Genomic DNA, 20,895 nt, shown 5'->3' on the forward strand with positions numbered 1-20,895 from the left:
ATAGAAATTATAATTTGTCAATGAATTTAGTAAATAAACTAACTAACTTATCAAAAGCATATAAAGATACTTCGGAATCATAAATGTCGTGATAGCCACTTTTACCTCCCAAAGTATAAACAAAAAAAGAAGGAACTCCTTTTTGATAAAAAGGACAGTGATCGCTATTACAAGAAGCCCCTCGAATTTTTACCTGTTTAAGATAATTATAGTTATAGTTAATTGTTTCTAACTTATTAAACTGTTTATTAAATTCTTTTCCATTTACTACTTGTATCCCTTCTTCTCCGGTACCTACCATATCAAAATTAATTAAAAATTTAATTTTTTTCAGCTCAATTAAGGGGTGATTCACAAAATATTGTGACCCTTTTAAACCAGCTTCCTCTCCTGCAAAAGCAATAAATACCATATCAAATTTAGGTTTTTCTTTAATGTATACTTTGGCTAAAGAAAGTAATAAAGCAATGCCACTGGCATTATCATTGGCTCCTGGAAAAATTACGTCATTAATTTTGCCCAAATGATCATAGTGAGCAGTCAATACAATTAAACTGTCTGTACGTTTTCCCTTTATATATCCAATTACATTTTGAGCATTAAAAGCAGGATTGAAATTAGATTTTAATTCAATAGCTATATTTTTTATTTCTTCAGGAACTGTTTCGCTGCTAATAAATAAGTCTACAGTTTTAGATTGTATGGGGCTAAGTGTATGAATAAATTTAGAAGAGGTTTGTTCTGCTATTAAAGGAATGGCAATGTTTAATTCTCCTTGTACTAGTAACTGAGGGATTTCTTTGTAAAATTGGTTAGCAGTACTTTCTCTAGAAATAAGATTTTCCGGGAATTTATAATTGGGAAAAACTACTGCATGATCCTTAATGCGGTCTATTTCCTTATCAAAATAAGAAGGATCCTCCCATTCAAATAAACTATCAATGACATGAGGATTGAAAATAAGGGGAACGAAAGTTTCTTTTAAAGAAGGAGATCCTGCACCAACCAAATAATCCTTACCTATTTGTAAGGGTTTTCCATTAATTTTCAAATCTGATTTTTCAATAATATTTACAGGATAAGTAAAAGGTTGAAAATAGGAATTGTTTAGTTTCTGCAATCCGATTTTTTCAAATTGTTCGGCAATTTCTTGTGAAGCCTTTATCATTCCATCATTTACATAACCACGTCCGGAAAATTCCGGTGATGTTAGTTTTTTAATTACCTGTTCTGCATAAATTTTTGGGCTTTGTGCTCGTAAAAGAGCCAAAGTAAAAATAAAAGAAAGAAAGAAAATTTTTTTCATAACTCAATTATTAATAAACAATAGGTTTATATTTTAGCCAAATTAGACCTTAAACTGTAAATATCCATTTTCAAATTAAAAATAGGTTTTTATTTATTAAAATTTATCTATATTGTTTGATGATTTTTGACATATAAGAGCTTATAGGGGTATTGAATATTAAAATTTTACATTCAATTTCACATTAAAAAACCTTCCTGTTGATTTATTGGGCACAGCATAGCTAAGAGAGCTGTTAATATCCCGTATCCATTGATTACTTATGGTGTTTTTAATATCAAAAACGTTAAATATTTCTAAACCTAAAGATAGTTCTTTTAATTTCTTTAATGAGCTGCTTTTTTTTGCTTTGTTCAAACCTTGATCAACAAAAACATAAGTTAATCCTACATCGGCTCTTTTATAATCAGATAATTTAGTTTGGTATTTATATGGATCAGAAAAGAGCGGAGCTCCATTAGGTAGACCTGAAGCATAAACTAAATTTACACTGGCTTTTAATTGTGGATACTCTTTCATATAGTCCTGAAAAAATAAACCTACTTTAAATTTAGGATCTGTGGGTCTGGGTATATATCCTTTTCCATCAATATTTTCCTTAGTTCGTCCATATGAAACGGAGATCCAGGATTCTGCTCCGGGAACAAATTCTCCGTTTAAACGAGCGTCTATTCCGTAGGCATACCCTTTAGAATTGTTCTCTCCAGTATAAATGATTCTTACATTATCTACAAAATAAGGAATTAGATCATCCAGTTTTTTATAATAAATTTCAGTTGTAAGTTTAAAAGGTCTTTTTTTCAACATTGTAAACTCATAGTCATTTCCTAAAATAAAATGAACAGACCTTTGGGATTTAATATTTTCATTCAGTGAACCGTCTAATCGCATAGCTTCTTTATAAAATGGAGGTTGATAATAAAATCCTGTTGCAAACCTAAATAGCATGTCAATATCCCAATTCGGTTTTATACCTATCTGCGCTCTGGGACTAAAATCTGTTTTTCCGTTAAAATCCCAATGAGAAACTCTGATTCCTGCATTTATAAGTATACGGGTATTATTCCACATAAATTTAGTAGTATATTGTAAATATCCGTTTAGCCTATTAGAGCTTAATTTATTATTAGCATTTCTGGAATTATTTAAAATTAAATCAGAACTATCTAATTCACCGGGAAGCGAAATCGGATGAGGAATTGAATAATCTATAGAATCTATGAGCTGCCATTGATTCATTAGGTTTCTTATATCTTCATTTTGATATTTAATTCCTGCTTCCAGAATAGAGTTTACAGTAATAGAATATTGTGTTTTTAATTGAGTTCCGGTAACAAACATGTCCAAGTTATTTCTCCCATGGTCTATTTGCCCCCCGTAATTATATGAAGGGACCATTTCCCCGGTTTCGGTATCAAAATCTCGTATTAAATAACCTGAAGAAATATCATAGTATTCTTTTTCTTTAGAATGAAAAGCATATCCATCCAAAGCAAAAATCCATTTATGCATAGGTTTAAATTGCAAAGAAAAGGTTCCGTTTAAAGTTCTATACCTATCTTTTTCTTTGCCGTTATAAGCTACATTAATTTTGATGGGATGAGTTAAGGTACCAAATTCTACTTCTCTCGTTTTAGGTACCATTTCAAAATTATTTGAAGAATAAATACCTAAAAAAGAAATGTTCCATTTAGGGTTAAATTCATATTTCAGAAATGTTTGTGCATCAAAATACTCAGGATTAAAATTAGTATCCCCATTCATAGTATTTAAAATCATATCTGTATTTCTGTAACGAATACCTCCAATTCCTGAAAATTTTTGATTTTTATCAGCGAAACCTATAGTTGCAGCCCCCCCCAATAAACTAGCTTCTAGGATTGATTCAAATTTTTTAGGACGGCGATAATTAATATCTAAAACACTAGACATTTTGTCTCCATAACGAGCTTCAAATCCACCGGCGGAAAAATTGACGGTAGAAACCATATTTGGATTTATTATGCTCATTCCTTCCTGTTGTCCGCTTCTTACTGTAAGTGGTTTATATATTTCTACTCCATTTAAATAGACAAGATTTTCATCATAATTACCTCCTCTTACTCTGTAAAAAGAACTTAATTCATCAGCTGTACTCACAAAGGCAGTATTTAAAATTTCTTCTATCCCTCCAGAAATAGAAGGCATTTTATTTATATTTTGCACATCTATTTGTTTTGCAGTTAAATCTGAAGATTTTCGTGTTCCTTTAAAAATGATTTCAGGAATTTCTTTTTCAACAAGAGTTTTTAACGAAATGTCTAAAACTATATCATTAGATGATGCTTGAATTGGTTGGGATACAAAGTTAAAATCTGGATGTTCTATTTCAAGTGTTATATTTGTATTTTTAGGTATTGATAATGAATAGTTACCTTGGGCATCCGTAAAAGTTATGTTAGTTTTAGAAGTAAATACTTTAGCTTTTGATATAGGTGTTCCTTTTTCAGTAATTATCCTACCGGATATATTGATATATTGTCCATACATAGATATTGTAACCATATGTATGAAAAGAAAGGTTATAAATTTATAATTTTTCAAAATTATTATTATAAGTTTTTTTATTATTAGCTTTATCTGTTACGATAACTTCTACCTGATGGAGGCCGGAACTAATGCCTTCTTTTTTAAGATCGGGTATAAATAAACTGTTTAATTTATATTCATATTCAGCCAATACCCAATTTCCATCAATAAAAACATTATAATCTTTGATTCCTGAACCGGAATCTTTGATTATAAAACTCAGGCGGTTTCCTATTTTATTAGTTTTATTTAATGTAGGGCATATAATGGTTGGTGCAGTTTCATCTAATTCTAAAGAGAAAATACCTAAATCTTTAGGTTTAGTTTTATAAACTCCATTTTCAAAATTTGTTTCTAAATATTCTTTATTTTTCTTTCCAAAATTGGATGACCAAACAATCATATATTTGTCATATTTGTTTTTATCTAATATATTCCAATCAGGTGAAATGGAAAGATAATATTTTTTATGTACAGGAATAGATGAATTATGAATTTGATATTGATTATCAGCCAATTTTTGGTACGTAAAATTAAAATTTTCATAAAATGATCCTTTGTCAAATTTTAAAGAAATTTCATCTTTGGTAAAGGTAAAAGAGGTATTGTATTTTACTGAGTAATTATTCTTCACTTCAGGTATTTTAAAATCAGTACCTTTCAATGTAAAATTTCTTGTAGTTATATTTCCTGCAAAATCACCTACTTCGATTCTAATAGCATATATTTCATCGGGATAGGTTTTAAGAATACCTTTGTTTTTTTCTTGTTCATACATTTGTAATGTATTACCTGGTAATAAATAGGTTCTGTAAATCCAACTGTTTCTTTCCAAATGCTCTTTATAATCAGTAGTTGCATTTATAAAACGAGTTTCATCAAATGCATGTTTATCTGCCTGAAAATTAGAGATTAATTTATCATTTACATAGGTTTTAATAAAATAAATTCCATTGATATTAGCAGATCCATCTTGTTTATCATAAGCTTTTACCCCAAATCCTATTTCTCCGGATACAGTGTAAGTTCCGCCTTCTACTGTCAGTACTTTATTTTGATTATCATTAACCATCCCATTTATAGGATAGATCCAAACACCACTCACTTGAGGTTTAATATGATCGGGAATATCGAAACCAAATAAAAACGGATTCAGTACTTCTTCTGTTTTTGAATCTCGGACTTCAAAATGCAGGTGTGGACCTCCGGATCCTCCTGTGTTTCCACTAAAAGCTACCAAGTCTCCTTGTTTTACAGGTATTTCATTTGGTTTTAAATAAAAATCTACAGAATAACTTTGTTTTTTATATTGTTCTTTTCTCGCTCTTTCTTCAATTTCTCCATATAGAGAACTTAAATGACCATATACGGTTGTATAGCCATTAGGATGAGTTATATAAATAGCTTTTCCATATCCGTAAGCAGAAATATTTATGCGGGAAACATAACCATCTTGAGGGGCTATGATTTTTAAACCTGTTCTTTGTTGTGTACGAATATCTAAACCTGCATGAAAATGATTATTTCTTAATTCAGCATAATTTGCAGAAAGAGAGATAGGGATTTGTAAAGGAAATATGAAATCTTTAGGGTAATTTTGAGAATATAATAAACTAGAAAAAAGAGATATTGCTATTATTATTTTCTTCATATTTATGATTTTCTTACTATATAAATCTTTTCAAAAATAAGAAATTCATTTTATTTAAATAATATAGGAATCCAATCAGTTAAAATTTTTACCTTTGATAACTGAGTATAATTTTATAATAAGTGTGATGATATTACCATTAAAAGCAAATAAATATAACTATTTTTTTTTATGTTCCTTTTTTCTTTTTTGTATACTAATTACTTTTTCATGTAAAGTAAAGGAAGAAGTTAAAAAAGAAAAAACAGGAATTATTCATCATCCTGCAGAGTTAGAAAAGAAAGCAGAGTTTGAAGATGGGGATCATCGATTTATTAAATTTTTATCTTCTAATTTAGAATATCCTCAGGAAGCGATTCAAAAGAATATTCAGGGAAAAGTCATTATAAAATTTCTAGTAGAAGATGATGGTACTATTGATAACTTTGTAGCGTTGAAAGATATAGGAGGGGGATGTGCAGATGAAGTGATTCGTGTTTTGCTAAAAACCCAAGGTCGTTGGAATTCTGCAAAAATTAAAAGAGAACGAGTAAGGTCTTATTACTTTGTAAGTGTTGTTTTTAAAATGCCAAATGATGATTCGAAACCTTCTCTACAAGTAGATATAAAATAATCTGACATATAGATACTATTTATATTTAAAATTTTTGGATCATTTAATATCATTCAATTTCACCAATAAAAGAAGTAGTTAATAATGAAATTATAATAAAAAACTATCCATTTCTTCAATTAAAGTTATTTGGAAATCTGTAAAATCATTTTAGTAACTATTAGGTCCAGTTGTTTTATAATCTTGTAATTGATTATTTTTAAAATAATAATATCCGTTGAAATTTATTCAATATAGGAGGATTAATCGAAAAAAATTATCCCCAACGTAAACAAAACTATCGAAGGTTTACAAATTAAAAATAATTGGGTTGTAATAAATTAAAATTTGAAATAGAAGAGTCAAAAGATAATAGGTCCTCAAATTATAAATTTTGTATTTTTTTCTTTATTAATAATATCCAGTTATTTTATTCCTTCGTTAACATTAAGGAAAAGAAAATTCAAAATTAGAAGAAGTTATTTTTGATTATGTTTTATTTAGAGAAGTAGATTTCAGACATTGAAATAATTCTAAAAGATATTTGATTTTATGTAAAAATAAATTTACAAAAACCTAAAAAAGGAATGTTAGAAACTATGTAAAATTCATACAAAAATATCCTGTCAAAATTAAAAAAATAAATTATTTCATTACATTTGAGTACTAAAAAATAGAAAAGTTATCATGAATAAGAAAGTAGAAATGCTTTGGAAATCAGATATTGAAATAGCGAGATCCATTCCTTTAGAACCTATTTCAAAAGTTGCAGAAAAGATAAATATACCAATAACAGAACTTATTCCTTATGGAAAATATATAGCGAAAGTTCCTTTAGAATTAAAATCAGAAGATCAAATAAAAAAATCTAAACTTATCCTGGTCACCTCTATCACTCCTACAAAAGCAGGAATAGGAAAAACAACGGTTTCGATCGGATTAGCTTTAGGGTTAAATAAAATAGGAAAAAATGCAATTGTTGCTTTAAGAGAACCTTCTTTAGGTCCATGTTTTGGTATGAAAGGCGGAGCTACAGGAGGTGGATATTCTCAAATTCTTCCTATGGAAGATATAAACTTACATTTTACTGGCGATTTTCATGCTGTTACCTCTGCACATAATATGATTAGTGCTCTGTTAGATAATTATTTATATCATAATCGAGGAACAGATCACATGTTAAAAGAAGTAGTATGGAAAAGAGTCTTAGATGTAAATGATAGAAATCTGAGAAATATAGTGTCAGGATTAGGCGGAATAAAAAATGGAATTCCACAAGAATCGGGCTTTGATATAACACCGGCTTCAGAAATTATGGCAATTTTATGTTTATCCCTTAATATGGAAGATTTGAAAAGAAGAATTGAAAATATATTATTAGGATATAAAGCAGACGGAAGTTTGTTTACAGTAAAAGATTTAGGAATTGCCGGAGCCATAACCGTATTGCTAAAAGATGCAATAAAGCCTAATTTAGTACAAACCAATAATAATACAGCTGCTTTTGTTCACGGAGGTCCTTTTGCAAATATTGCTCACGGATGTAATTCTATATTAGCTACTCAAATGGCTATGAGCTATGGAGAATATGTAATTACAGAAGCAGGTTTTGGTGCTGATTTGGGAGCTGAAAAATTCTTTGATATAAAATGTAGGAAATCAGGATTAGAACCTAAACTTACAGTTATAGTGGTGACCGCTCAAGGGCTGAAAATGCATGGAGGAATTAATTTGGAAAAATTAAAAGAAAAAAGTGTAGTTGGAATAATACAAGGTCTCGAAAATTTAAAAAAACATATACTTAATATGAAGTCTTTTGGGCAAAGTATAATTGTAGCTTTTAATAGATATAGCTCAGATTGGGAAGAAGAAATTGCGATTGTTAAAGAATTTTGTTATAAAAAAAAGGTAGGTTTTGCCTTAAATAATTCTTTTATAGAGGGAGCAGAGGGAGCAGCTGATCTAGCCCGGTTAGTAGTTGAAACTATAGAAACTCAACCATCGGAAAAACTGGTTTTTCCTTATCAAGATGAAGAGGATATATCTACGAAAATAGAAAAAGTAGCTAAGAAAATTTATGGCGCTTCAAAAGTCATCTTTAGTAAAAAATCATTAATTAAACTAAAGAAGATTAAAGAAACAGATATGAATTCATTTCCTATTTGTATAGCCAAGACTCAGTACTCTTTTTCTGCAGATCCTAAAGCCTATGGGCAAATTCGTGATTTTGAATTTGAAATTAAAGATATAGTAATCAACCGAGGAGCAGAGTTTATTGTGGCAATAGCCGGAGATATTTTACGTATGCCGGGATTACCAAAAGTTCCGCAAGCTAATAAAATTGATTGGGTACATGGAAAAATTGAGGGATTAAATTAACTAATTATTTTATTTTTAGATATTTCTTAATTTCAGATGATGGTTGATTTAAGTTATCTGCACATAATTGCAAAGAACAGAGTGCACTATGTGCAGGTTTAAAAGTTATGTTTTATCAGGATAATCAGTATTCTAATTTTTAACAAATAAGCTATAAAAAAATGTAGAGGTTATATTTTGTATCTTCTTGTCAGGTTGTAATATTAGGTAATATTTTATCGTATCTAAAACTTTTTATTGTTGCTTTAATTTAGATTAATGATTAATAACTAAACCTATAACAAGATATTTTTTCAATATTTTGTTAGCCCAAATATGAAATTAAAATACTTCAATTAGATTTTACACGATATCTAACAGGTATAATCAAGGTTATAATATTTAATCTGCTTTTTGATTTGCCTTTTTCCTTTTTGTAAAACGTCGAAAATTTTTCGATAATAGGAATTTCCACTGGATGTTTTTTTATTTATAATTTGTTCCTTATATAATCTTATTTTGCAGTTGGTTTTTCGCAATATTTCATTGAATGTTTTTAATACCTTGTTTTCATGAATTGTGAAATCTATATCAATTAACGAAAATTCAACAAAATGACTATTTTCGATTTAATGTTATCATAAATCATAAGTTTTATAAATAATTATTTCTTGCTAGCTTCATGCTCACGTATAGGGATATTTTCTTTTTTCATTTGAGTAATTCCCCATTCTCTCAATTGATTAATGAAAGGAATCAAACTCTTGCTAACATCTGTAAGCCTATATTCAACCTTAGGAGGTACTTCAGGATAAACTTTTCTAAATAAAAGATTGTCATTCTCGAGTTCTCGTAAGGTTTGAGTGAGCATTTTAGTGGTAATGTCGGTTATATGCCTTTTTAGCTCTCCAAACCTTAGGACTTCATTATTATAAATATGCCATAATATTCTTCCTTTATATTTTCCTCCTATTCTTCTAAATGCATAATCTACCGCACAAATAGTTTCCTTAATATTTTTTTCCTTCATCTTATTGATAATCAATAATAGTTTATTTTAAGTAACTAAGGTACAAAAAAGTAGGTACTTGCGAATAGTAAATTAAATAAATAGTTTTGTATAAAATTTATAATATGAATAGAAGAAAGGCTATAAAACTAAGTATATTAGCTGGAAGTACAATGGTTTCACCAGCATTAATGAGCAGTACTTTAAATCATAATGTTATGAAAAAAGGAAAAGAAAATGGTACTAAGTGTGAAAACCTGAAAATTAATTTAGGCAATATTTGTTTTTATATATTTTCAGATGGTTATTTAACACTAAACAAGCCACAACCAACTTTTGCGCCAGCCATTCCTCCAGCACAATTCATGGACGAAATGGAAAAATCTCATTTAACAAAGAATATCATAAATTTTGCGATCAATATTATGTTAATAAAGACACAAGAAAAGACGATTCTAATAGATGCAGGTATGGGTAACCATTTTGGGGATAAACAAGGTTGGTTATTGAATAATATTGAAAATGCAGGCTTCTCAAGAAACTCTATTACCGATATTTTAATTACCCATGCACATAGGGATCATATAGGAGGACTTATCACAAATGATGGAACAATAGTTTATCCAAATGCAAAATATCATATAGCTAAAGAGGAGTATGATTTCTGGATGTCGGACAATCCGGATTTTTCTAAAAGCAAGCTAACCTTTGAGCAAAAGAATACAACTATTGATTTTACAAAAAAAGTTTTAAATAGAATTAAGGAAAAGATAGTACTATTTCATCCTGGAGATTTCTTGTTTTCTTTGGTTCAGACAGAATTAGCGGCAGGACATACACCGGGACATACTATTTTTACTATATCTTCCGAAGGAAAATCGATTAAAAATGTTGTTGATGTTTTTCATTCACCTTTGCTAATTTCAAATCCGGAATGGGGAATAGAATTTGACATTGACTTTGAGCAGGGCATCCATACCAGAACACAAATATTAGAAGATTGTTATATAAATAAACAATTGGTTATGTCCTCACATTTGCCTTGGCCGGGATTGGGTTATATTGACAAAAGAGACAAATATTATTGGAGTCCGATATATTATTATACCCCAACAGAAATAAATTTGTAATATAAAATGAAATATAGAAATGAAACTATCTCAAAATGGATTATTAGTTTAGATATAAAAATATTAACGTGACACTATCACTTAAGGGAGAAAAAGTCTTTCAAAATTTACATCTAAACAAACTGATAATCAAGCAAAAAGATTAAAGTATCACATAGCTAATATATTAACCGTATCAGGATTAATTGATTAGGAATAAATTCGTCAACATTTACAAATTAGAAACAAATAAAAAATAATTAGTATAAAAAAATTATTATTCTGATTTACAGACTTTTATTAATTAAAATTCGATCTATACTCTTTAGGGGTATATCCCACAGACTTTTTGAAAAAACGAGTAAAATATGATGAATGTTGAAATCCCAATTCGTAAGCAACCTCACTTATTGTTTTATTCATATAAGAGATACGTTCCTTAGCTATATTTATAATTTTAAGTTGAATATATTCCTGTGGTGATTTTCCGGTTTCCTTCTTTATTAAATCTCCAAAATAGTTGGGAGAAAAATGCAGTTGTTCTGCGCAATATTTTACAGAAGGTAAACCAAATTTTTTCGGTTTTTCATAAAGAAAATATTCATTCAGAAGATTCTCGAACCTAATTAATATATCCGTATTAACTCTTTCTCGTGTCTTAAATTGACGATCATAAAAACGCATACAGTAATTTAGCAGTAATTCGATATTGGAAACAATAATAGAATTACTATGCTTATCAGTAGTATGTTTTAATTCTAATTCAATTTTATTTAGGCACTCAATAAAAATACCTTTTTCTTCTTCCGAAATATGTAAAGCTTCATAAATCTGATAAGAAAAAAATGTATAATCTTGAATGTGTTTTCCTAGAGGTGTCCCATTTAGTAAGTCGGGATGAAAAAACAAAGCTTTTCCTTCAGATCTATAAAATTTTCTTTCATTTTCTTTACCTACAACTTGTCCCGGAGCAAGAAATACAAGCGTTCCCTCTTGGTAATCGTAATATTGTCGTCCATATTTTATATCTCCACAATCTCCTATTTTCAAAAAAATAGCATAAAGCCCTAGGTTTTTCTTAACGTTTTGCAATGGTTTTACCTCAGAAAAATCAACAACTGTTACCAAAGGGTGCAAAGTTTCAATACCCATGTAGACATTGCATTGGGGGATGGTTTCAAGATTAAGAATTTCATCCATTGTATAGTTTTTGACTTTTTTTAAGCAAAGATAAGGTTGCTTTTTATATCATATTATATTTTTTATTAAGATATGTAATATGTATAAGACAAAACGTAATTTACATAAGCTCAAATCGAAAAGTAACAGGTAATTTTATTTTAAATTTAATGAAAAATAATAAATAAAATAATCGGAATTAAAAAATATACATGCTATTCTTTAATTTTTGATTAGATATAACAGGTATTCTCGAATAAATTAAGATAAAATTACAATGAAAAAAGTAACATTTAAAAATAACCAACATAAAATGGCAGGAATAATTTTTTTTCCTGGAAACTTTAAAGAAAATAAGAAATATCCGGCTATTGTAATATCTTCACCGGCAGGAGCAGTTAAGGAACAATCTCCTTCTTTGTATGGTAGAAAATTAGCAGATAAAGGATTGATAGCACTAGCTTTTGATACTTCACATCAAGGAGAAAGTGGAGGAGAGCCTAGAAACCTAGAAAATCCAACAGAACGAGTTGAAGATATAAAATGTGCTATAGATTATTTAACGACATTACCATACATTGATACAGAACGGATTGGAGCTTTTGGTCTTTGTTCAGGAGGAGGTTATGCTTTTAATACAGCTATGGCAGATCGAAGGATTAAAGCGGTTGCAGGAGTGAGTCTTTCAGATCCCGGAGCATGGATTCGCGAGGGAATTGATGGAAATATTTCCGTAGAGAATCAAATTAAATTCTTAGCAGAGGTATCCAATCAACGCACTCTTGAAGCAAATGGAGCAGCCCCGATCTATGGTGAATTTGTTCCGGAAAATATAACAGATGATATGTCTGTCACTTTAAAAGAAGCACACGATTATTACAGAACTCCAAGAGGGCAATACCCAACATCGGAAAATAAAGTTTTGATGACCTCTATTGATAAAATTATGATGTTTGATACATTCCGATTCGTAGAACGTTTTTTAACACAGCCAATGTTAGTAATTGTAGGCAGTAAATCTGAAACTTATCATTATTCCCAAGATTTATATGAAAGAGTAGCTTCAGCTAAAAAGGAATTATTTGAAATTGACAATGCAACACACGTCGATTTATATGATATTACAAATTATGTAGATAGAGCAGTAATGAAATTAGCTGATTTTTTTAATAAAAGTCTTTAAAAGAATTTTAATATTATGAAGATTCTCACTAAATAATTTTTTTTCAATTCAATATAAGATCATTTTTTTGTTATTCCTAAAAATCGTAGATAAAATGTTGATTTTCCACTTTTACATACTATGAAATGTTAAACATATTCACTTATTTTATATCCAATGATAAGAATTTAAATTACAATCTAAAATAATATTAAGTTTCATTCAAATATAATTATATAGCCCTAATCTAAAATATAACTAGAAATGACATAATAAATAGTTTTGATTTTTTAACTTTAGCACATGCAAGATATAGATTCTTTATCCGATTTTTACAATAAATTAATCCAACGCGTAGAAATTAAATCAGATGGAGATGGTTTAGGACATTTCAATATCTTTCCTAGACATTACTGCTCGTCCACATCCTCATTCCACCGTCGTGATTTTTTCAAAATATCCTTTATTAGTGAAGGCACGGGTATTATTCATTATATCGACGAGAATATTATTATTGACCGTCCCGCTTTATTTTTTTCGAATCCCTTAATACCTCATTGGTGGGAAGCTACTTCTGTGGAACAATTGGGCTGGTTCTGTGTTTTTACCAAAGAATTTATACAGTCTGAAGGACATTCTTTCTCAGTTAATGATTACCCTATGTTCAGAATGGGCGAAAATCCTGTGGTTTTTCTGGATAATAGTACGGTTGAGGATGTTTCATATATATTCCGGAAAATGGCTATGGAAATGGAATCAGATTATATTTTTAAGTACAGCAAGCTACGAAACTATTTGCAGTTAATTGTTCATGAGGCGCTTAACCATTACCCGGCAATAGATTCACACAATAAACAAATTAATGCGGCTCACCGTATTTCTTATCGTTTTTTAGAATTATTGGAAAAGCAATTTCCAATTGAAAACTCAGATTACCCTATGAAATTACGTACTGTTCATGATTTTGCTTCTAGCCTTTCCATACATGAAAACCACTTAAATAGTGTAGTGAAAGAAATTACGGGCAAAAATCCTTCGCAACATATAGCATCACGTATCATACAAGAAGCCAAATCTCTGCTTAAGTATACTGATTGGTCGATCTCAAATATTGCTTACAGCTTATTATTTGAATATCCGTCTCACTTTACAAGTTTCTTTAAAAAAAATGTAGGGATGACTCCTAAAATTTATAGGGATAAAAATATTTGATTTTTATAAGAACCCCTTTGATTTTTCTTAAATGTAACCCTAATTCTGTGTATAACTTTGGGTTACCTTAACATATATAAAGATATTAAATTATGAAATTTCGAAAATTAGGCAGAACTAACGTACCGGTTTCTGCGATTGGTTTAGGTTGCATGGGAATGACAAACGTTTATGGTACAAGAAATGACGATGAAAGTATTGCTACTCTTTATAAAGCTCTGGATCTAGGTATAAACTTTTGGGATACAGCCGATTTCTATGGCAATGGTGAAAATGAAAAACTTATCTCTTCTGTTTTGAAGCAGAACAGGGATAAGATATTTATCGCTACAAAGTTCGGCTTCAAATTTACCGGAGAGAGCCATTTGGCTAGTACTTTCGATGGTTCACCCAAATGGATGAAACAAGCGATTGAAAAGAGCCTAAAAAGATTGAATGTCGACTATATAGACCTCTATTATTCTCATAGGGTAGATCCGAATGTTCCGATTGAAGACACCGTGGGGGCAATGGCTGATTTAGTGAAGGAAGGTAAGGTAAGGTTTTTAGGTTTATCGGAAGCCTCTGCTAAAAGTATACGAAAAGCTAATTCTGTACATCCGATCGCAGCTTTGCAAAGTGAATATTCTTTACTGACTCGTGACCTTGAAAATGAAATTTATCCAACAATTACTGAATTGGGTATTTCTCTTATACCTTTTTCTCCGCTGGGGAGAGGTATGTTTACTGAAAATTTTGACGTTTCTTCTTTTGCAAAAGATGATATCCGGTTTCAATTTCCACGTTTTCAGGGTGAACACCTGTTAAATAATCAAAAATTGATGACAGATCTATCAGAATTTGCTTCAAGTAAAAATATCAATGTAGCACAATTAGCTTTAGCTTGGATTTTAGCTAAAGGTGAGAATATTATACCGATTCCCGGAACTAAAAAACGCAAATATCTAGAGATGAACGCACAGGCTGTAGAGGTTGTTTTAAGTAATAATGACATTGCCGAAATAGAATCTATTATTGCTAAATATCCTAATACAGGAGATCGCTATACTTCTGAAGCCATGAAACTTGTAAATAATTAAATACATGGACAGGCTTAAAAAATGAATTTGTAATTATTATTGATTGAAGTTAACAAAGAAAAAAAAGAAAATTATATGTAAAATCGGGTTAAATATTGCTTATCTCTAAATAATAAATTTGTAAAATAAAAAAAGAACAAATCCTTATCTTTGAACTCGATATAGAAATATGGATATAAACAAATTATTTTCAGATAAACGAACCGGAACCCAATATAAATCACATAATAAAAAAAGTGATCCGCGAAGTGAGTACCAGCGAGATTTTGATCGGGTAATATTCTCTACCTCATTTCGCAGATTGCAAAATAAAACCCAGGTATTTCCTCTTCCCGGAAGTGTTTTTGTACATAATCGGTTGACCCATTCCTTAGAAGTAGCCTCCGTAGGTCGTTCTTTAGGTAGTGAAATAGGGAATTATATTGCCGAAACATTTGCCTCAGAATTGACGGAAGAAAATAAAGAGCTGTTTAAACATAGCTTGTATAATGTAATTTCCACAGCTTGTTTATGCCATGATATTGGCAATCCGGCTTTTGGACATTCGGGAGAAGATGCCATAGCCAGTTATTTTTCCAGAAATGAGGGGATCTTGAAAGATAAATTTACCCAAAAACAATGGCTAGATTTCCTTAATTTTGAAGGTAATGCTAATGCAATTAGAGTACTTACTCAACAACAGAATGGTAAATCAGAAGGAGGCACTATGTTAACCTTTTCTACCTTAGCTTCCATTGCTAAATACCCGTGTGAATCTATAGCTAAAAATAAAAAAATACTACAACAAAAAAAATTTGGTTTTTTTCAGTCAGAAAAAGAAGTATTTGAGGCTATAGCAAAAGAAACAAGTATGATAAAAGTAAGTGATGACCCTAAAGTATACCTTAGGCATCCCTTTGTTTGGTTGGTAGAAGCCGCAGATGATATTTGCTATAACATTATCGATTTAGAAGATTCTCAGCGTTTAGGTTTTATTAATGCACAGGTATGCGAAGAATTATTACAGCAAATCATTACCGAAATGCAAGGAAATGCAAAATGGGAAAGGGTAAGCAAAAAATTAAATAATATTACCGATAAAAACGATCGGATATCATTTTTACGAGCCGTTTCTATTGGGGTATTAATTAACCGAACTGTGGAATTGTACAAACAGAATTTCGAAAAAATACTTTCCGGAGATTTAGAAATATCTATTTTTGATCAGATCAAAGGCGAAAGTAAAGCCATTCAGATAATAGAAGACTTTTCCATAGAACATATATATAATCACCGGTCGGTGGTCGAAATTGAAAATGCCGGGTATAACGTAATGTATGAATTGCTGGATCATTTCATTCCATCAATAATGAAATCAGAAAATGAAAGACGAGAATACGAGAAAAAAGCCGTTAAACTTATTCCCCGTCAGTCCATATATGAAGAAGGTACCGAATATGAAAGAGTATTGGGAGTGCTAGACTTTGTATCAGGAATGACGGATAATTATGCTACAGATTTATATCGTAAAATTAAAGGAATTGATATTGGAATGACTTTGTAAAAAATACATATTTTTGTATTGTTGTAAATGGAGAAAGATGTTTAAGATATGCAGATTTCAGAAGAAACATTAAAAGAATTAGAATTTAGGAAAATAGTAGAAGAAATAGCACCTTATTGTCATTCCGAAAAGGCAAAAGAAACCATATTGTCTCTCTGTCCGCTTAAAAAAGATAAAATAAAAAGAGAACTAAACCTTGTAAATGAATATTTAGGAAGTTTTTCAAATGAGAATTTTATTCCTTTTCGTGAATATGATGATATAGAAACGGAACTCAAAATGCTTCAGATTGAAAATTTTATTTTGGAAGCAAGGTCTTTTCATAAAATTCGAAATTTGTCACAATTAGTGAATTCATTGATCGTTCACTTTGAAAAATTTAAAGACTATTTTCCTACTTTACACCGGCAATTATCTTCTATAGAGTATACCAAAGAAATTATAAGTTTAATAAATAAGGTTTTCAATCGTTTTGGAGAAGTAAAAAACGATGCCACTCAAAATTTACAAAATATACGTTCTCAAATTCAGGAGATAAGAAAGAATATACAGGAAAATTTTGATAAAACCCTTACACATTTTTCACAAACAGGAGTATTAGACGAAATAAGGGAAAGTGTTATAGATGATCAAAGGGTTTTAGCCGTTAAATCAGCATTAAAAAAATCAGTAAAAGGAAGAATATTAGGGTTTTCAAAAACAGGTTCCATATGTTTTATATTGCCCGAATCGGTAATTCAGCATAATGTAAAATTGCTGGAATGGGTAAATCAGGAAAAAAAAGAAATAGAAAAAATACTTTTCAATCTAACGCAAAATATTCTTGAATTTTATCCATTATTACAACAATATCAAAACTATATCTATGCTTTAGATGTTATTCAGGCCAAAGCAAGATATGCAGACAGTATCAATGCCGTATTACCCGAAGTTAGTGATACCCAGGAAGTAAATTTAATAAATGCTTACCATCCCATATTATACTTAACCAATAAAAGAGAAAAAAAACATACTATACCTCAAACCTTAACACTGAATAAAGATATTCGAATTTTATGTATCTCAGGACCTAATGCCGGCGGGAAAAGTATCACTTTAAAAACGGTAGGCCTTCTTCAGTTAATGATTCAAAGCGGAATTTTAGTACCAGTGCATCCTAAATCTAAAATGGGTTTTTTTAATAAAATATTAACCGATATAGGAGATAATCAATCTATAGAAAACCAATTAAGTACTTATAGCTCCCGATTGAGAAAGATGCAACAAATTATAAAACAGGCAGATTCTCAAACTTTGTTATTAATTGATGAGTTTGGAACAGGTTCCGATCCCGAGTTGGGGGGAGCTTTGGCTGAAGCCTTCCTGGAATATTTCTACGATAAAAAATCTTTTGGAATCATTACTACTCATTACACAAATATAAAACTTCGGATTGAAGAGCTAAAGCATACTCAAAATGCATCAATGTTATTTAATGAAAAAACTTTGCTTCCTATCTATAAGCTGGAGATAGGACAAGTGGGAAGTTCTTTTACTTTCGAAGTGGCCGAAAAAAATAAAATTCCTAAAGAAATCATACAAATAGCTAAAAAAAAGATAGAGAGAGATAAAGTAAATTTAGATAAAACGATTGTACGTTTACAACAAGAAAAATATCAGGTAGAAAAGTTAAAAGGAGACTTAAATAAACAAATTGATCATTCGGCAGAAAAGAAAAAAGAGCTTTCAAATACACTAAACAGCTATAAGCAAAAGTTGGTAAGCTTTCAAAAACTATATGATGAGGAAACTAAATTAAATCAGTTAGGACAAAAATTTGAAAAGTACATAGATGCCTATTCTCGGGGGAAAAGTAAAAGAGATATTATTAAAGAATTTACAAAAGTTCTGGAACAGGAAAAATATAAAAAGACCCAAAGTACAGAAGTAGAAAAAATCCAGACCAAAAAGCAAAGAAATAAAATTAAATCGGAGCTTAAAAAAGAAGAAATCAAAGAAGAATTAGAACAAACCAAGGCCGAAGAGGTTAGGACCACCGTAGATAGGGCAAATAAATGGATGAATGAGGGGAAAAGAGTTCGTATAAAAGGAAGCTCCAGTTCTGCAACCATAGATAAAATAGAAGGTGAAACGGCATTTTTAAATTATGGATTGTTTACCACTAAAATTTCTGTGTACGAAATAGAAAAAATATAAGATTGATTTATTATTAATTTTGTGCGTAGGGTATTTAATAATTAGGAACTTTTGAAGGTGAATTTTCGGTTATTTTTTCTCGTTGAATTTTATTTCTATAATATTCCTGAGCTGCATAATATTTATCAGTAGTCATATCTAATTCAATTTTCCCCGAACGTCCGTTTATAAAAATAAATCTTTGAGGAAAATTATATCCATAGTTATAAGATTCGGGAGCTTCTTTTACTCGTGGATCGGGTAGATAATTTTTTAAAGCCTCATTATCTAGACTATAAGAAACCATATATTTAGGATAATCATAAGGGTCATCTTTATTCCAACCTCTTACTACATCTATAAACTGGCGTTTACCAAATTCTTTTTCCAGATCTACATGATAGTCTTTCTTTATTTTATCTATTACCTGAGTATAAGTAAAAGGATAGTTTTCATCTTCACTTCTTTGCCTTATAATTTTTTTATCCTTATTATAAATCTTCCAATCGTTTAATAATAAAGAATAGAAATATATCCCACCTCCTCGATAAATTCCAATTTCTTTATCATATAACTTTACTAAATTATAAGGGCTTTTATTTTTTCGAACATTTATTTGGTAATAATCAGATCGCCATATTAGTTCAACCTTTGTACTGTCTTCTAAATATGTAATTCCTCCGTTTATATCCTCATTTTTCTCAAACCATTGAATATCGAGTTTTTGTAGGGTGTCTACAGTGGGAATTAAGGAAACATCTTGTGCATAGGTAAGCAGGCAACCAAGAAAGAATAGGGGATAAATGAAAAATCGGGATATAGGTAAATACATTTTAGTAGTTAGGAACTTTAGAAGGTGAATTTTCGGTTATTTTTTCACGTTGAATTTTATTTTTATAATATTCTGCAATCGCATAATATTCATCAGAAGCCATATCCAGTTCGGTTTTTCCTGTTCTGCCATCAATAAAAATATATCTTCGGGGCGTATTATAATAATAATTGTTAACAGGAAGAGAACCTCCCACGCGAGGGTCCGGGTGGTAATTTTTGAGTTCTTCGGGAGTTAGAGTATAAACAACTACATAGGCAGGATAATCATAAGGATTTTTTTTATCCCAACCTCTGCGTACATCGATATATTCCCTTTTACCAAATTCTTTTTCCAGATCTATATGATACTCTTTCTTTATTTTATCTATTACCTGAGTATAAGTAAAAGGGTAATCTTGGTCATAGTTTTGATTGTTTATTAATTCATTATTTATATCATAATCTTTCCAATTACCTATTCTACAAGAATAAAAATATATACCCCCCCCTTGATAAATACCAATTTTTTTATCATAAAATTTCATTAATTTATAAGGACTATTTTTTTTACTTATATCTTCTCTATAAAAATCAGGTTGCCATATTAATTTAATCTTAGTACTGTCTTCTAAATAAACTACTCCATTATTTTGGCTTCTGTTCTCCTTAAACCATTGAATATCGAGTTTTTGTAGGGTGTCTACAGTGGGAATTAAAGAAACATCTTGTGCATAGGTAAGCAGACAACCAAGAAAGAATAAGGAATAAATGAAAAATCGGGATATAGGTAAATACATTTTAGTAGTTAGGAACTTTAGAAGGTGAATTTTCGGTTATTTTTTCACGTTGAATTTTATTTTTATAATATTCTGCAATCGCATAATATTCATCAGAAGCCATATCCAGTTCGGTTTTTCCTGTTCTGCCATCAATAAAAATATATCTTCGGGGCGTATTATAATAATAATTGTTAACAGGAAGAGAACCTCCCACGCGAGGGTCCGGGTGGTAATTTTTGAGTTCTTCGGGAGTTAGAGTATAAACAACTACATAGGCAGGATAATCATAAGGATTTTTTTTATCCCAACCTCTGCGTACATCGATATATTCCCTTTTACCAAATTCTTTTTCCAGATCTA

The 20,895-nt window shown here is 30.1% G+C and carries 16 protein-coding genes; 8 read left to right on the plus strand and 8 right to left on the minus strand.

Features of this window, described 5'->3' with window-relative positions; translation table 11 throughout:
* Positions 1–7: 7 nt before the first annotated feature.
* The 3 genes from C4S77_RS08720 to C4S77_RS08730 form a co-directional block, all read right to left on the minus strand.
* A complete protein-coding gene (locus C4S77_RS08720; protein ID WP_105247217.1) occupies positions 8–1,306 on the minus strand; it encodes a M28 family metallopeptidase in 1,299 nt (432 codons plus the stop codon).
* Between the two features lie 159 nt (positions 1,307–1,465).
* The gene (locus C4S77_RS08725) at positions 1,466–3,850 is read right to left on the minus strand and encodes a TonB-dependent receptor (RefSeq protein WP_260209694.1); all 2,385 of its coding nucleotides are present in this window, start codon (positions 3,848–3,850) and stop codon (positions 1,466–1,468) included.
* A 25-nt stretch (positions 3,851–3,875) separates the two neighbouring features.
* Entirely contained in the window at positions 3,876–5,525 is a 1,650-nt protein-coding gene (locus C4S77_RS08730; protein ID WP_105193718.1) for a M23 family metallopeptidase, read from the minus strand.
* Positions 5,526–5,652: 127 nt separating this feature from the next.
* Between C4S77_RS08730 and C4S77_RS08735 the strand changes: the two genes are divergently transcribed.
* Positions 5,653–6,138 carry an energy transducer TonB gene (locus C4S77_RS08735; RefSeq protein ID WP_105247218.1) on the plus strand — a complete coding sequence of 162 codons (486 nt, stop codon included), beginning with the start codon at positions 5,653–5,655 and terminating at the stop codon, positions 6,136–6,138.
* A gap of 684 nt (positions 6,139–6,822) precedes the next feature.
* Positions 6,823–8,496: a formate--tetrahydrofolate ligase gene (locus tag C4S77_RS08740; protein WP_105247228.1), complete on the plus strand. Its 1,674-nt coding sequence runs from the start codon at positions 6,823–6,825 to the stop codon at positions 8,494–8,496.
* A 643-nt stretch (positions 8,497–9,139) separates the two neighbouring features.
* On the opposite strand, the gene C4S77_RS08745 is transcribed toward C4S77_RS08740, so the two are convergent.
* Positions 9,140–9,505: a winged helix-turn-helix transcriptional regulator gene (locus C4S77_RS08745; protein ID WP_105247219.1), complete on the minus strand. Its 366-nt coding sequence runs from the start codon at positions 9,503–9,505 to the stop codon at positions 9,140–9,142.
* Positions 9,506–9,609: 104 nt separating this feature from the next.
* Here C4S77_RS08745 and C4S77_RS08750 point away from each other — a divergent pair, with 104 nt between their 5' ends.
* Complete coding sequence (locus C4S77_RS08750; protein WP_105247220.1) at positions 9,610–10,614, plus strand: MBL fold metallo-hydrolase; 1,005 nt, start codon at positions 9,610–9,612, stop codon at positions 10,612–10,614.
* 279 nt (positions 10,615–10,893) lie between these two features.
* On the opposite strand, the gene C4S77_RS08755 is transcribed toward C4S77_RS08750, so the two are convergent.
* Positions 10,894–11,793 (minus strand): helix-turn-helix domain-containing protein, encoded by a 900-nt coding sequence (locus tag C4S77_RS08755; protein WP_105247221.1) that lies wholly within the window; start codon positions 11,791–11,793, stop codon positions 10,894–10,896.
* 256 nt (positions 11,794–12,049) lie between these two features.
* Between C4S77_RS08755 and C4S77_RS08760 the strand changes: the two genes are divergently transcribed.
* From C4S77_RS08760 to C4S77_RS08780, 5 genes are all read left to right on the plus strand, one after another.
* Entirely contained in the window at positions 12,050–12,955 is a 906-nt protein-coding gene (locus C4S77_RS08760) for an alpha/beta hydrolase (protein WP_105247222.1), read from the plus strand.
* A 564-nt stretch (positions 12,956–13,519) separates the two neighbouring features.
* Positions 13,520–14,146, plus strand: coding sequence for a helix-turn-helix domain-containing protein (locus tag C4S77_RS08765; protein WP_221405115.1), 627 nt, complete (start codon positions 13,520–13,522; stop codon positions 14,144–14,146).
* 92 nt (positions 14,147–14,238) lie between these two features.
* Positions 14,239–15,225, plus strand: coding sequence for an aldo/keto reductase (locus tag C4S77_RS08770; RefSeq protein WP_105247224.1), 987 nt, complete (start codon positions 14,239–14,241; stop codon positions 15,223–15,225).
* 169 nt (positions 15,226–15,394) lie between these two features.
* Positions 15,395–16,768, plus strand: coding sequence for a deoxyguanosinetriphosphate triphosphohydrolase (locus tag C4S77_RS08775; protein WP_105193710.1), 1,374 nt, complete (start codon positions 15,395–15,397; stop codon positions 16,766–16,768).
* Positions 16,769–16,816: 48 nt separating this feature from the next.
* A complete protein-coding gene (locus C4S77_RS08780) occupies positions 16,817–18,964 on the plus strand; it encodes an endonuclease MutS2 (protein WP_105193709.1) in 2,148 nt (715 codons plus the stop codon).
* Positions 18,965–18,998: 34 nt separating this feature from the next.
* Here the strand turns inward: C4S77_RS08780 and C4S77_RS08785 are convergent, their stop codons facing one another.
* The 3 genes from C4S77_RS08785 to C4S77_RS13055 form a co-directional block, all read right to left on the minus strand.
* Positions 18,999–19,775, minus strand: a complete 777-nt coding sequence (locus C4S77_RS08785; protein ID WP_105247225.1) for a hypothetical protein — start codon at positions 19,773–19,775, stop codon at positions 18,999–19,001.
* Position 19,776: 1 nt separating this feature from the next.
* On the minus strand, positions 19,777–20,553 hold the full coding sequence (locus C4S77_RS08790; protein ID WP_105246287.1) for a hypothetical protein: 777 nt from the start codon (positions 20,551–20,553) through the stop codon (positions 19,777–19,779).
* A 1-nt stretch (position 20,554) separates the two neighbouring features.
* A partial coding sequence (locus C4S77_RS13055) for a hypothetical protein (protein ID WP_181042860.1) occupies positions 20,555–20,895 on the minus strand: 341 nt, incomplete at its 5' end.

Source organism: Apibacter adventoris (assembly GCF_002964975.1).
Taxonomy (GTDB): domain Bacteria; phylum Bacteroidota; class Bacteroidia; order Flavobacteriales; family Weeksellaceae; genus Apibacter; species Apibacter adventoris.